Genomic DNA, 13,060 nt, shown 5'->3' with positions numbered 1-13,060 from the left:
TCATCCCGCGAGTCTGAGGGCCCGGCTGATGATGTCGGACAGCATCTTCCGCACCTCGGGACTGCTGACGATTTTGAACAGGAGGCCCGCGAAGGCACAGGCGGCGATCGTGCCCACCGCGTACTCCGCGGTGGACATCCCTGCCTGCGCTCGCATGCGGGCCAGCTTGACGCGCGTGCTCGCGGAGGTTTGAACGCGCACCCGCAGCCGCTGGAAGCGGTGATGCAGCCCTGCCCCCTTTCCGTCCCGAATGACCTTGAGCGCGTGCCGCCCCCGTCGACGGATCCACCTGCGCATCGGACCTCCCCTTAAGTCGTCATCGTCGCCGTGTGGGTGACCACCCGGACCTTGACCAGCGAGGACAGCTTCGCCGAGCGGAGGGGGCCACTTCTGGGCCGAACGTCATTCTGTGGACAACCCGCCGACCCCGCGCCAAGCCTGTGGATAAGTCGGCCGACGCCAGGCCCCACTGCGGAGATGCCATTCATTTCGACCTATGCACGGACAGCCGCCATGCCGCCCGAGCCTGCGTACCGACCATCGGCGCTCCGTCCGAGCTCCGTCCCGAGGCTGTGGACGGTTCGCCGCTCACCACGACTGGAGGGCTCACGTCCGTGACGCCTCGCGACGGCCAGGATTGGCGAGGCGGCTCACGTGGGCCACGGCAAACGGCATCTGCAGAGGCGTGCCGCCGGGCCGGGCGGCCGCCGCCTGGGGCTGGTTCCAGCTCGTACCCGCCGGGGTGCGCGATAGGGAAGTGACCGGCCAGATCGGCGGGTCATCCTGATGTCCTCGTGACATCGGCGGTGAGCGCCGATGTCACGGGTCTGATCTCGCTCGTCGCCCGCCGGTCGTCGGCCGATCGTCGGCGCTCAACGGCCGCTCATCGACCGGTCAGCGGCGGTCAGCGGCCGAAGACCTGACCTGCCAGACCCGCGACCACTGGGATCACTCCCACGAGCACGAAGGCCGGCAGGAAACACAGTCCGAGAGGCGCGACCGCCTGAACGCCCACCCGTCGGGCCGCAGCGGAGGAGGCGGCCCGAGCGTCCTGCCGCGCGTCATCCGCGAGTCTGGACAGCACATCGGCCACCGGCGCCCCGCTGAGGGCCGCGCGGACCATGCCACGCGCCATCGCCGCCAGTGGCCGGTCCTTCTCCAGCGCCGACCAGGCATCCTCAGGGCGGGCACCAAGCCGCAGCTGGCCGTTCACCCATGCCAGGCGCTCGCCGAGCGGACCACCGATCGCGTTCGCGGCCGTCTGCACCGCGGCGCTCACCGGCCGGCCCGCCCGCAGACAGGCCACCATGAGATCGACCGCGAACGGAAGATCGGCCGTGATCCGCGCCCGGCGCCGACGTGCCTCGCGGGGTTCCGCGCGGTGACCGATCACCAGCGTCAGCACACCCGCGCCGACTCCGCACACCACTCCGGGCACGCCACCGACGAGCGCGATGCCTCCGATGGCGACCAAGATCGACGGAAGTGCCTTCCGGAACGTGTACGCGCCGAGGCCGTATCTGGCGAACCGCCCCCTCAGCCCGGAAGCACCACCAGAGGCGAAGACGCCCGACACGCCGTTGATGCCGTCGAGGCGCTCAACAGCGCTCAACTGCTTGACTCCCGCCGGGCGATCGACACCGCCCCAGCGTTCGCCGCCTCCTGTATGTGCAAGGCCGCCCAGGCGTTCGCTGCCGCCTCTGCCTCTGTAGACGGGCGTCGCATGGGAGTGTCCGGCCCGCGCCGGCTCGTACGGCGGTCGAGCGCCCGCATGAACCATCGCTCGCCTATCGCGACCATGCTGCCCAGGGCGTGCCTCCGCGTTGAGCCGCATGCGGAACATGGGGATCTTGGCCAGACGCTCGCCCGGATCCCACGGAGTCAACCAGAGCCACGCGGAGAACCCGACGAGGCCGGTAGCGAGCAAGATGCTCATGAGTCCTCCGAGCCTTCCTGTTGTGGGACCGGACGGGCAGGGCGGGCACTCATCTCACGTAACAGCCCCGCCTGGTTCATCGCCTTGAGCTGGTTCAAAGGCGCGGATGTCGTCAGAGCGGTGCTGGTGTGTGTTGGAGCTCACCATCCCCGCTCAGGGCGCGTACACGTCGTCGAACCAGTGCGTCGGACCAGTCACTGAACTCGAATGCGCGATGTCAGCCGCTAGCGCGCTGTCCACGAACGTTCACCGGCTCGGGCGCCGTAGCAGGCGCCGGCATCGCCATACCACGACCCGCCGACCCGGCGCCGATCACTGACACGTGGCCGGGGGTGGAGAGCCACGCCCGGCGAACGTACGCGGTCACCGCACCAGGTGCGGCCCGGGGTGGCGAGCCGCGCCCGGCGAACGTACGCGGTCACCGCACCAGGTGCGGCCCGGGGTGGCGAGCCGCGCCCGGCGAACGTACGCGGTCACCGCACTAAGTAGGGCCCTACCTGCACAGACGGCCCTGTATGAACCGCCATCGTTGAATGATCACCAGTAGTCGCACGGCCGTCGCGTGGACACGTGTCTGTCTGGTTCACGATCATGTGCCCCGCTCTTGGGCGTGGGAGACGAGCCGGTTCATCCACCACAGGCCCGCGACGTCCAGCAGCCCACCGGCGCCGAGACATGCCACGCCGGCCGGGCCGCCGAGCAAGAAGTCCAGCGGACGCAGCCCCAGCCCGGCCGCGAGCAGGATTCCGAGCAGGGGAAGCCCTGCGAGCAGCCGAGCGGTGGAACGCGGACCGGCCAGTTGGGCCGTGACCTCAGAACGGTGCGCCTCGGCCTCCCGCAGAGAGCAGCCCACCCTTTCCACGAGAGCGGCCAACCCCGCGCCCGACGTCTGGCTGACGCGCCAGCAGGCCGCGAGGCGCACCAGACCTTCTCCACCGTGATCAGGAGCGGCTCGCTCGAGAGCCGAGGCCACGTCACCACCGTCGCGGGCTATGGCGATGACAGGACGAAGGGCGGTGGGATCGGGCAGGACGAGGCAGGACACCGCCCGCGCCAGCGCGTCTCCCGGCGGCCGCCCCGTCGCCAGCTCGGCGACCAGAGCCTGGCTCAGTTCGATCGAGGACCTTCTCCATGCGGCGGCCTGCCGTGCGGGACTTCGCCGGAGGGCGACACGCGACAACCGGGCGATGCTCGCCCATCGCGCCTGGTCTCGGGGACGTGTCAAGGCGAGCAGCCGAACGGTCGCGGCGTCAGGGCTCGTCCAGACCCCCACTGCCAGAGCGATCAAAACGACGGCGACCACGAGCATCGAACATCTCCTCCTGCTCGCCGCCCAGAAGGGCTCGGAACTCGGCGGTGGGGCGGGAGAACGGGGTCATTGGAGGACATGAGGAGCGCGGGCGAGGAGCGCGGGCAGCGCCGGGCCGTGTTGGGGTGGGCCGTTGGCGGGGAACGCGAGGGCGGGGACGACGCGGACGAGGCCCGACGACTCGCGTTCCATGAGGCATATCTCGGCGACTCTGCGGCGTCCGCCACCGGCGTCGCGGACGAGGTGGATCACGGCGTCGAGGGCCGCGGCGATCTGGCTGTGGACGGCCTCCCTCGAAAGCCCGGCGGCACAGGCGAGCGCTTCCAGCCGGGCGGGCACATCGGCGGGGTTGTTCGCATGCAGAGTTCCACAACCACCGTCGTGGCCGGTGTTGAGCGCGGCAAGGAGGTCGACGACCTCAGCGCCGCGCACCTCTCCTACGACCAAGCGGTCCGGGCGCATGCGAAGGGCCTGCCGGACCAGGTCGCGGAGGCCTACGCCGCCGGCCCCTTCCAGGTTGGCCGGCCTGGTCTCCAGGCGGACGACATGCGGGTGGATCGGCCGCAGCTCCGAGGAGTCCTCGACAAGGATCAACCGCTCGCCAGGATGAGCCAGGGAAAGCATTCCGGACAAAAGTGTGGTTTTTCCAGTACCAGTTCCACCCGTCACGAGGAAGGCCAGCCGGGAGATCACGATCGCGCGCACCGCCGCGGCCCCAGGGCCTGGAACCAGTTCTTCCAGGGTGAAGGACCTGCGGGGTGGGAGCCGGAGGGACAGGCACGTGCCGTCGGAGGCCACCGGCGGCAGGATCGCGTGCAGGCGTACGCCGCCCGGCAGACGGGCGTCGACGTAGGGGCAGGCGTCGTCCAGGCGCCTGCCCGCGGCTGCGGCCAGCCTCTGGGCGAGCCTGCGCACCTCGTCGTCGCCGGGGAAGACGACCGAGGTGCGCCGCAGGCCGTCACCGGCGTCGATCCAGACGTTGCGAGCGCCGTTGACCAGCACATCGGTGACCTCCGGTTCGGCCAGCAAGGGCTCGAGCGGCCCGGCGCCGATGAGATCGGCCCTCAGAGCACGGGCGACCTCGAGGACCTCGGCGTCCCCCAGCACCGCGTGCTCGGCTCGGAGCGCGGCGGCCACCTGAGCGGCCGAGGGCTGGGCGCCCGTGCGGGCGAGACGCACCCGGACGGCCTCTACCAGGTCAGGGGACACCACCAGACGATTCATCGGCGGGTGTCCACGGTCAGGGAGGGCGTGACGGGTGTGGGTGGCTGAGGAGTGGACGGGATGGGGCGAGATATGAACGGGGTGGGGGGAATGGACCCCGTGGGGCGGATGGATCCGTTGGGGCCAGTAGAGCCGGTGGGGCCGATGGACGCGGTGGGACCAGTGGACGCGGTGGGATGAGGGGTCATCGGGGCTCCAGGGTGGTGAGGAAGTCGGCGCAGAAGCGGCCGAGAGGAGTGCGGTCGCCGAGGGGTGGGGCGTCGCCGCGGTTGAGGACGTCGGCGAGGCCGCGCTGGTCTTCGAGAACCCCGACACAGGACACGCCGAGGGAGCGGGTGATCACCTCGGGGAGCAGGACGCCGTCGCGCGCCACGACGCCGATGTCCGAGGTGTGCCGGCTGATCTCGATCAGGAGTTGGGAGGCGGATAGCACGCCTCGCACGTCCGCGGGCACGAGCAGCAGGGTGGACCCCGCTCGCGAGAGCGCCTCGCCCGCGGCGGGGCCGACATGTCGAGGGAGGTCGACGACGATGAGATCGCACCCTCTGTGCGCGGCCTCGAGGACGGCCCGCATGGCCTCCGCGGGGATGGGTGGGGACTCCCCGCGATGCCACGACAGCACGGTGAGCTCGCCCATCGTCGGCAGGGCGGCTTGCAGGGCCGCGAAGCTCACCCGGCCCTCACGCTCGACGATGTCGGGCCATCGTGCGCCGATGGCGTGCTCTTGGCCGAGGATGACGTCGATGCCGCCGCCGAGCGGGTCGGCGTCCACGAGGAGCGTGCGCATGCCACGTCGCGCTCCGGTGAGGGCCAGGGAAGCCGCCAGCACGCTGGCGCCGGCGCCGCCGCTGCCGCCGATGACGCAGACCGTCTCACCGGCCCTGATCATCGGCTCTGACGCCTCGGCGAACTCGTCCACCAGTCGCCGCTCGGCCTGCGGCAGTTCCAGAACCGCCTTGGCGCCCACGGCCACGCATCGTCGCCAGACGGCGGGATCGTCGCACGCCCTGGTCACGAGGAGCACGCCCTGCCGCTGCGGTGGCCCGGTCGCGGCCAGGGCGTCGGCCGCGTCCGCGCCCACGACGACGAGCGGGGCGCGCTGCCAGTAAGGCCGGGCATGCGTCGGGGCGTGCGCGACGTCGATCTCCACACCGGCGGCGGCCGCGACCCGCAGGAGATCGTCCAGCAGATCTTGATCTTCGGTGATCACCAATGGGCGGGGCATGGGGTGGCCTCCCTGTCGTCTGAGGCCACCACCTTCCAGGACCGGCCACATCGCTCATGGGAGCGAACGGCGTTCTGTGGATAACCCTCTGACCTGCGAGCGAGACGGGAGAAGCCGAGGCCGGCGGCCCGGCCGCCGTGGCCCCCCGATGGGCATCCCAGCATCGCCATCGCGTTGAGCCATGGCAGCGCTGGACGCCGCCGGATGCCCCTCGCTGCTCCTGTCAGCGTTCGCATGGCGTTCGTCGCAGGGCGTCCCGTGTAGCCGCTTCGAGTTGCTTGGGGGGTCCTTGCTCCCTCGACACGTGCCTCGCCCACCGCTGGCCTGGCCACACCGCGCTGTCGGTGTGGGCCGGCGGCACCGGCAGGTGCTCCTGCCGTCCTGAGGCGGTGGAGGCGGGGGTGCGCGGTGGCGAAAGAGGGAGCCGGGTCGCCCGGGGGAAGCTCTGCGCGGCGGCAGGGATGGAGGAGAAAAGGGCGACCCCCGCCGGGGGGGGAGAGCGGGGGTCGCCAACCGGTCCGGCTCCGGGGGGGTAGAGCCGGTCCCGTTTTAGAAGAAAGCTTTCATCGCCGACCGCAGCGTGGCAAGGGACTGCAAAAATCTTACCCAGGAACCAACGCCACAGTCATGTGGACACCAACGTATGGTGCCCGATGAACTCAAGTTCCGTCGAGGAGCAATCTCTGATTTCCGCGAGTTTTTTTCCGCCGTAGCGGATCGGCTACTACAAGTATGCGGAAAACGTCCCGAGAGAGACCGATCACGGGCGGTGATCGAAAGGTCTTCACATCCGGCTGTCAGGATCTTCGGGACGGCGCGGCGAGCCCCGTTCGCGGCATGCTCGGAGGCGCGCCGGTTCGGCGCCCGGACGAGCGAAGGTCGGTAAAGGTCTTGCTCCAAGGGGTTCCCATCAGGCGGGATCCGACGTAGAAAGGTTGCACGGACTGAGTGTTCGAGTGCGACCACCGGGTACCCACGCGCGACCAGCCGCGGGAGGCGCGTCGAGACGGGCTTGACCCGCTACGACGATTTGAGGTGCACGCTTGGTAACCCGGTGTGGCGCACTGGCGGCGGCGTCCCAGACCAGGGGCGCCGTTCGCTTCTGTCCGGAGCCGTATCCCCCTCGCCGCACCGACCGTAAAACCTCGCCCGTCTTGTTCGTTGCAGCGCAAGAATTTCACCGGTTCAGCCAGACGAGGAAGATTTTTTCGTTCAACCTCGTCGATTCTCGTAGGATCTCGCGGTAGTCGCGGCGATCTCCAGCCGGCCGTCACAGCCCGGCCGTCCCAGGCCCGCGATCCCAGGCCGGCGATCCGCGTCTCGCGATCCGCGTCTCGCGAGCCGCGTCCGGCGGCCGGCCGCGCGGCGGAGCCCGTCCGGTGATCTGGATCCGGTGCACCTGACCCCCATCACGGCTCGGGCGAGGCGATGCGGGGCCGGTGAGACTCAGCCTCGTTGCAGGGCCTCGCAGATGGCCGTGGCCTCGCGGGCGCCGACCTCCACGGCGGCGGCACAGTGCCGCACCCAGGCCGCCACGCCCTCGCCGGTGCCCTTGAGGTAGCCCCGCAGGCTCTCGGCGTACGCGTCCGCGAGATCGTGGTGCCCGACCTCGACCGCCACCAGCGACTTGGGGTCCAGCCCGAACTCCACGAGCGTGAGCCGCTCGGCCGCACGCGCCACCAGGCCGTCCGCGGTCCCGAAGGGCCGGACCGCGGCCAGCTCGGCGTGCACGACAGCGGCCAGCACCAGCGCCGGGGCCCTGGTCGGCGTCGTGATCAACGTGACCAGCGAGGTGAGACGCGCGGCCGCGGCCGCGGCGCCCGGAGCCGGGCCGATACCGAGGACGTCTGTGGCCGAGCCCGGACGGTCCACGTCAGCGGCGTCACCGGCATCAGCGCCGGGACCCGGGACGACCGCGCCGGCGGCGTCAGGGCGAGTGCGGCCGACAGCCTGCCCGTCGCGGTGCGCGCCGGGATCGGTCACCGACCGGGTGCCGGAGGAGGCGTCCGTCCGCGGGCGGCCGAGCAGCGGGTCCGGGATGATGCCGACGGCGGCCAGCGCGTGGAGACGGGCGAGGACCTGCCGCGGCGCCGTTCTCCAGGTGGCGCCCAGGCGTCCGATCTCGGCGGACGCGCGCAGCGCCCCTGCCGCGACGAGGGACTCGGCCTCGCCCGACCGCAGCGTCTCCAGCGCGACGTCGGCGCCTTCGAGCGCGGCGGAGGCGCGCGCGCCGCGCAGGGCGGACTCCGCGGACACCTCGGGGCCGCGGCGGCGCAGCACGCGGTGCCCGTACAGCCGGTCGACGGCCGACCGGGCGCTCTGGACGGCGTCCGGGACGCCGGGCAGCCCGGCGATGACAGCCAGTGGGTCGCTCACGCCTCCCGACCCTACCGGCGAGTACGATGCGGGCGTACGGCGGTGAAGGTCAACGGCGGGTCAAGGGGAGTTCAGGTCGCGCCCGGCGGAGCGGGCGGAGGTTCACGGCGTCGTCAATGGCGCCCCCGGTGCGCGCCGCCGGTGCGCGCCGCCGGCGAATGGGGGTGCCGTTCGGCGCGTGGTTCACACCGTTCAACGAGCATGCCGCGAATGGGCCTTCTGTGCTCTCCGCTTTTATTGTTGGATATCATTTCCACAACGAATCCGCAGCTTTTGTGACCGCATGTAAAGCCCGTTGTGAACCACGGTGGAGGTGACCGCCGACGGGCTTCGCCGGTCCGTCCCCCCTTGTCCCGCCACCTCGGGACTGGTGAAGTGGGACCCAGCCCAATCGAGCCAGGCCATGTGAAGGAGTACGTTGTGGCCCCGGAAACCCCTGGTCGCGAGACCCAGGAGACTCTGTCGAACCTGCTGCACGAGAGCCGGCGCTTCGCGCCGCCGGCGGACCTCGCCTCGTCTGCGAACGTGACGGCCGACGCCTACGACGAGGCGGCGAACGACCGTCTCGGCTTCTGGGAGCGGGCGGCCGACCGGCTGAGTTGGGGGCGGCGCTGGGAGACGACCCTCGAGTGGAATCCTCCCTTCGCCAAGTGGTTCCTGGGCGGCACGCTGAACGTCGCCTACAACTGCGTCGACCGGCACGTCGAGGCCGGCCGCGGTGACAAGGTCGCCTACCACTGGGAGGGCGAGCCGGACGGCGACACGCGCACGCTGACCTACGCCGACCTGCTGCGCGAGGTGAGCAAGGCGGCCAACGCCCTGACCGAGCTGGGCGTGGGCAAGGGCGACCGCGTCGCGATCTACATGCCGATGATCCCCGAGCTGCCGATCGCGATGCTCGCGTGCGCGCGCATCGGCGCGGTCCACTCGGTGGTCTTCGGCGGTTTCTCGGCCACGGCGCTCAGCGGGCGCATCCAGGACGCCGACGCCAAACTGGTCATCACCGCCGACGGCGGCTACCGTCGCGGGGCGCCGAGCGCGCTCAAGCCCACCGTGGACGAGGCCGTCGCCGAGTGCCCGGGCATCGAGCACGTGCTCGTCGTGCGCCGGACGGGCCAGGACGTCCAGGTGACCGACAAGGACATCTGGTGGTATGACATCGTCGACCGCCAGAGCGACGAGCACGAGCCGGCGCAGCACGACGCCGAGGACCCTCTGTACATCCTTTACACCAGCGGCACGACCGGGAAGCCGAAGGGCATCCTGCACACCACGGGCGGCTATCTCACGCAGACGGCCTGGACCCACCACGCGGTGTTCGACCTGAAGCCCGAGTCCGACATCTACTGGTGCACGGCGGACATCGGCTGGGTGACCGGACACTCCTACATCGTGTACGGCCCGCTCGCCAACGGCGCGACCAGCGTGATCTACGAGGGCACCCCCGACACCCCGCACAGGGGCCGTTTCTGGGAGATCGTGCAGAAGTACGGCGTGACGATCCTCTACACCGCGCCCACCGCGATCCGCACGTTCATGAAGTGGGGCGACGACATCCCCGCCAAGTACGACATGTCGTCCCTGCGCGTCCTGGGGTCCGTCGGCGAGCCGATCAACCCCGAGGCCTACGTCTGGTACCGCGAGCACATCGGCGGCGACCGCTGCCCGGTCGTGGACACCTGGTGGCAGACCGAGACCGGCGCCATCATGATCAGCCCGCTGCCCGGTGTGACCTCCGGCAAGCCCGGCGCCGCCATGCGCCCGCTGCCGGGCGTGGTGGCCGACGTCGTGGACGACCAGGCACAGTCGGTGCCGGACGGCGGGGGCGGGTTCCTGGTGATCCGCGAGCCGTGGCCGTCGATGCTCCGCGGCATCTGGGGTGACGAGAAGCGCTACGTCGACACCTACTGGTCCCGCTTCGAGGGGATGTACTTCCCCGGGGACGGCGCCAAGCGCGACGAGGACGGCGACCTGTGGCTGCTCGGCCGGGTCGACGACGTCATGCTGGTGTCCGGTCACAACATCTCCACCACCGAGGTGGAGTCGGCGCTGGTTTCCCACCCCAAGGTGGCCGAGGCGGCGGTGGTGGGCGCCACGGACCCGATCACCGGTCAGGCCATCGTGGCGTTCGTCATCCTGCGCGGCAGCGCGGAGGAGAGCGCCGACATCGCCAAGGAGCTGCGCGACCACGTGGCCAAGGCGCTCGGGCCGATCGCCAAGCCGCGTCAGATCATGGTCGTCCCCGAGCTTCCCAAGACCCGGTCCGGCAAGATCATGCGCCGCCTGCTCCGCGACGTGGCGGAGAACCGCAGCATCGGCGACGTCACCACCCTGGCCGACAGCTCGGTGATGAAGCTGATCTCCGAGAAGCTGCCGTCCACGTCGAGCGAGGACTGATCGGCGGTCCGAAGTCCACGGAACGCCCATCTTCCACGGATGATCGCCTGAAGGGTGCGGATCGATCCGGTCGCGCAGACCGCCGGTCCGCACCCGCGGCGTTCCAGGCCGGAAGGCCGCCGGGCCGCTACCCGCGGCGTTCCGGGGCCTGAAGGCCACTGGATCAGGCCCACGGTGGGCCGGGTCGCGGTGCCCGCGAGGTCATGCGTTCTCCTGATCGGGGAAGTACCCGGCATGTTCGATACCGCGGGGTTTTCGCGCACAGGCGAGTCCGATGCGGCGAACACGGGCGAGTCCGATGCGGCGAATCGGACGGCGAGGCGGGACGATGAACATCACGCAGGATGAATGTGACCGCAACATCCGATAGGAGAGCAGACATGGCCGCTCCGCCCGAGGAGGAATCGCTCGGCGCTCTCGTCGCCCAGGCGAGCCACCACATTTCGACCCTGGTCCGCTCGGAGATCGAGCTGGCGAAGGCCGAGCTCAAGTTCGACGCCAAACGGGTCGGCACGGCGGCCGGGCTGTTCGGTGTGGCCGCCTTCATGCTGCATCTGTGCCTGATCCTCGCCTCGTTCGCGATCGCCTACGGGCTGGTGCAGCTCGGGATGATGCAGTGGCTGGCGTTCACGATCGTGACGGTGTTCTACCTCGTCGTGGCGCTGCTGCTCGCCTTCGTCGGCTACCGCAGGCTCAAGGGCCTCACCGGCATGAAACGCACCGCGCGGAGCCTGAAGGGCCTCAAGGACGTCGCCAGGCCCGACGGGGACGAGCCCGCCGTCCCGCTCGCCTCCCCTTCCCGACCGGTGCCCGAGCCGTATCGCGGCCCGACGGCGGGCGAGGTGGGCCACCACCGCGTGCCGCTGGCCGGCTCGTCGGCCGCGGCGTCCGGCGGCCCGGCGGGGACGTCCACCGGGTCCTCGGACGGCCCGGCCGCCGGCGACCTCGACCCCGGGCGCACGAGCCCGAACCTGTGAGTCCGGCCATGAGCGCACGTCCCGACGAGTCGCTGGCCCGGATCCCCGGGCCCTGGACCCATCGTTCCGTCCACGCGGGCAACGGCATGTTCCACGTCGTGGAGGCCGGCGAGGGGCCGCTGGTGCTGTTGCTGCACGGCTTCCCGCAGTTCTGGTGGACCTGGCGGCACCAGCTGGAGTCCCTGGCCGGGGCCGGGTACCGGGCCGTCGCGGTGGACCTGCGGGGGTACGGCGCCAGCGACAAGCCGCCCCGGGGGTACGACCTGCCCTCGCTCGCCGGGAGCATGGCCGGGCTGATCCGCGCGCTCGGCGAGACGTGCGCCGTGGTCGTCGGCCACGACTGGGGCGGCCTGGTGGCGTGGACCATGGGCGCGACCGACCCGAAGGTCGTGCACCGTCTGGTCACCGTGTCCGCCCCGCACCCGCTGCGGCTGCGGCAAGCCATCCTCGGCAACCCGTTCGGGCGGCCCAAGGCCGGCAGGCACCTTCTGGGGTACCAGCTTCCCTTGCTTCCGGAGCGGCGGCTGACCAAGCACGGCGCTGCGCAGGTGGGGCGGCTGCTCGACGCGTGGTCGGGTCCCGGCGGGTTGCAGGAGGAGGTCACGGCGACCTACCGCGACGCCTTCAGCATCCCCACGGTGGCCCACTGCGCCCTTGAGTACCACCGCTGGTTCGTCCGCTCCCAGCTGCGGCCGGACGGCATGCGTTATCGCAAGCTCATGCGCACGGAGCTGGAGATGCCGACGCTGCAGCTCCATGGCGCGGCCGACACCTGCATGCCGCCGCGCGCCGCGCAGGGGTCGAGCCGGTACGTCGCCGCCCCGTACCGCTGGCGGCTGCTGGAGGGCGTGGGACATTTCCCGCACGAGGAGCGTCCTGAGCAGTTCGACGCCGAGCTGCTTGGCTGGCTGGAGGACCCCGAACCCGACAGATGACGATATTTCGTACTGTGGGGTCATAAACCCAGGAGGGACGGACGGTGAGCGGCCACCAGACGGGACAGAACGACCACCACACGGGCCCGCACGCCCACACGGACACAGACGCGGACGCGGACACGCGAGAGACGACTCCGGCCGACCGCGACGCGGACGCGGACGCGGCGGGACGGGACCGGGATCCGGCGGGACGGCCGCGCAACGCCCGGCCGCGTGACGCGCTGGGCCGCCCGCTCCCCAAGGGCGCGCCGGGCGTGGAGCGCGTCCCCGACGACTACGCCCCGGATGCCGGACGGGCCGTCGCCGACGCCCTCGCCTACCTGGTGGAGGAGCGCCCGTTCCACGCCCACGAGGTGCTGGAGGCGCGCTGGAAGACCGGTCCGCAGGACGAGCGCGAGCTGTGGCAGGGGCTGGCCCAGATCTGCGTCGGTCTGACCCACCTCCAGCGGGGCAACACCCGGGGCGCGGCCACGCTGCTCGACCGCGGCGCCGACCGGCTCGCACGGTACGACGCCGGGACCGCCGCCACGCACCGTCGTCCTGTCGACCTCACCGCGGCGGTGCGCGCCGCCCGCGAGCTCACCGAGCATCCGGCGACCCCTGCGGCCGAGGCCATCGCCCAGGTCGCGGACGCCTTCAGAGCCTCTCCCGCCGGCCGGTCCTGACAGATCGCCCGGC

Annotated in this window: 10 protein-coding genes; 4 read left to right on the top strand and 6 right to left on the bottom strand. The window is 71.1% G+C overall.

Annotated elements, in window-relative coordinates; genetic code table 11:
* From ABZU32_RS17000 to ABZU32_RS16975, 6 genes are all read right to left on the bottom strand, one after another.
* Positions 1-297, bottom strand: a complete 297-nt coding sequence (locus ABZU32_RS17000) for a DUF4244 domain-containing protein (protein WP_354837681.1) — start codon at positions 295-297, stop codon at positions 1-3.
* Between the two features lie 607 nt (positions 298-904).
* Positions 905-1,936 carry a type II secretion system F family protein gene (locus ABZU32_RS16995; protein ID WP_354923070.1) on the bottom strand — a complete coding sequence of 344 codons (1,032 nt, stop codon included), beginning with the start codon at positions 1,934-1,936 and terminating at the stop codon, positions 905-907.
* A gap of 589 nt (positions 1,937-2,525) precedes the next feature.
* Positions 2,526-3,245 (bottom strand): type II secretion system F family protein, encoded by a 720-nt coding sequence (locus ABZU32_RS16990; protein ID WP_354923067.1) that lies wholly within the window; start codon positions 3,243-3,245, stop codon positions 2,526-2,528.
* A gap of 66 nt (positions 3,246-3,311) precedes the next feature.
* The gene (locus ABZU32_RS16985; protein WP_354923064.1) at positions 3,312-4,469 is read right to left on the bottom strand and encodes a TadA family conjugal transfer-associated ATPase; all 1,158 of its coding nucleotides are present in this window, start codon (positions 4,467-4,469) and stop codon (positions 3,312-3,314) included.
* 184 nt (positions 4,470-4,653) lie between these two features.
* Entirely contained in the window at positions 4,654-5,694 is a 1,041-nt protein-coding gene (gene ssd, locus ABZU32_RS16980) for a septum site-determining protein Ssd (protein WP_354923061.1), read from the bottom strand.
* A gap of 1,446 nt (positions 5,695-7,140) precedes the next feature.
* Positions 7,141-8,070: an oxidoreductase gene (locus ABZU32_RS16975; protein WP_354923058.1), complete on the bottom strand. Its 930-nt coding sequence runs from the start codon at positions 8,068-8,070 to the stop codon at positions 7,141-7,143.
* Positions 8,071-8,490: 420 nt separating this feature from the next.
* Between ABZU32_RS16975 and acs the strand changes: the two genes are divergently transcribed.
* The 4 genes from acs (at position 8,491) to ABZU32_RS16955 (ending at position 13,047) form a co-directional block, all read left to right on the top strand.
* Positions 8,491-10,467: an acetate--CoA ligase gene (gene acs, locus ABZU32_RS16970; protein ID WP_354923055.1), complete on the top strand. Its 1,977-nt coding sequence runs from the start codon at positions 8,491-8,493 to the stop codon at positions 10,465-10,467.
* A 380-nt stretch (positions 10,468-10,847) separates the two neighbouring features.
* Entirely contained in the window at positions 10,848-11,444 is a 597-nt protein-coding gene (locus tag ABZU32_RS16965) for a phage holin family protein (protein ID WP_354923052.1), read from the top strand.
* Positions 11,445-11,452: 8 nt separating this feature from the next.
* Positions 11,453-12,379, top strand: a complete 927-nt coding sequence (locus ABZU32_RS16960) for an alpha/beta hydrolase (RefSeq protein ID WP_354923049.1) — start codon at positions 11,453-11,455, stop codon at positions 12,377-12,379.
* A 224-nt stretch (positions 12,380-12,603) separates the two neighbouring features.
* A complete protein-coding gene (locus ABZU32_RS16955; protein WP_354923327.1) occupies positions 12,604-13,047 on the top strand; it encodes a DUF309 domain-containing protein in 444 nt (147 codons plus the stop codon).
* Positions 13,048-13,060 lie beyond the last annotated feature (13 nt).

This window comes from Sphaerisporangium sp. NPDC005288, from assembly GCF_040607475.1.
Taxonomy (GTDB): Bacteria; Actinomycetota; Actinomycetes; order Streptosporangiales; family Streptosporangiaceae; genus Sphaerisporangium; species Sphaerisporangium rhizosphaerae.
The sequence above is the reverse complement of the archived record's forward strand: the minus strand, read 5'-3'. Positions and strand labels throughout refer to the sequence as shown.

Coding starts and splice junctions, on each gene's coding strand:
- ssd (WP_354923061.1), bottom strand. CDS start 5,694: ATGCCCCGCCCATTGGTGATCACCGAAGATCAAGATCTGCTGGACGAT.
- ABZU32_RS16960 (WP_354923049.1), top strand. CDS start 11,453: ATGAGCGCACGTCCCGACGAGTCGCTGGCCCGGATCCCCGGGCCCTGG.
- ABZU32_RS17000 (WP_354837681.1), bottom strand. CDS start 297: ATGCGCAGGTGGATCCGTCGACGGGGGCGGCACGCGCTCAAGGTCATT.
- ABZU32_RS16990 (WP_354923067.1), bottom strand. CDS start 3,245: ATGCTCGTGGTCGCCGTCGTTTTGATCGCTCTGGCAGTGGGGGTCTGG.
- ABZU32_RS16965 (WP_354923052.1), top strand. CDS start 10,848: ATGGCCGCTCCGCCCGAGGAGGAATCGCTCGGCGCTCTCGTCGCCCAG.
- ABZU32_RS16985 (WP_354923064.1), bottom strand. CDS start 4,469: ATGAATCGTCTGGTGGTGTCCCCTGACCTGGTAGAGGCCGTCCGGGTG.
- ABZU32_RS16995 (WP_354923070.1), bottom strand. CDS start 1,936: ATGAGCATCTTGCTCGCTACCGGCCTCGTCGGGTTCTCCGCGTGGCTC.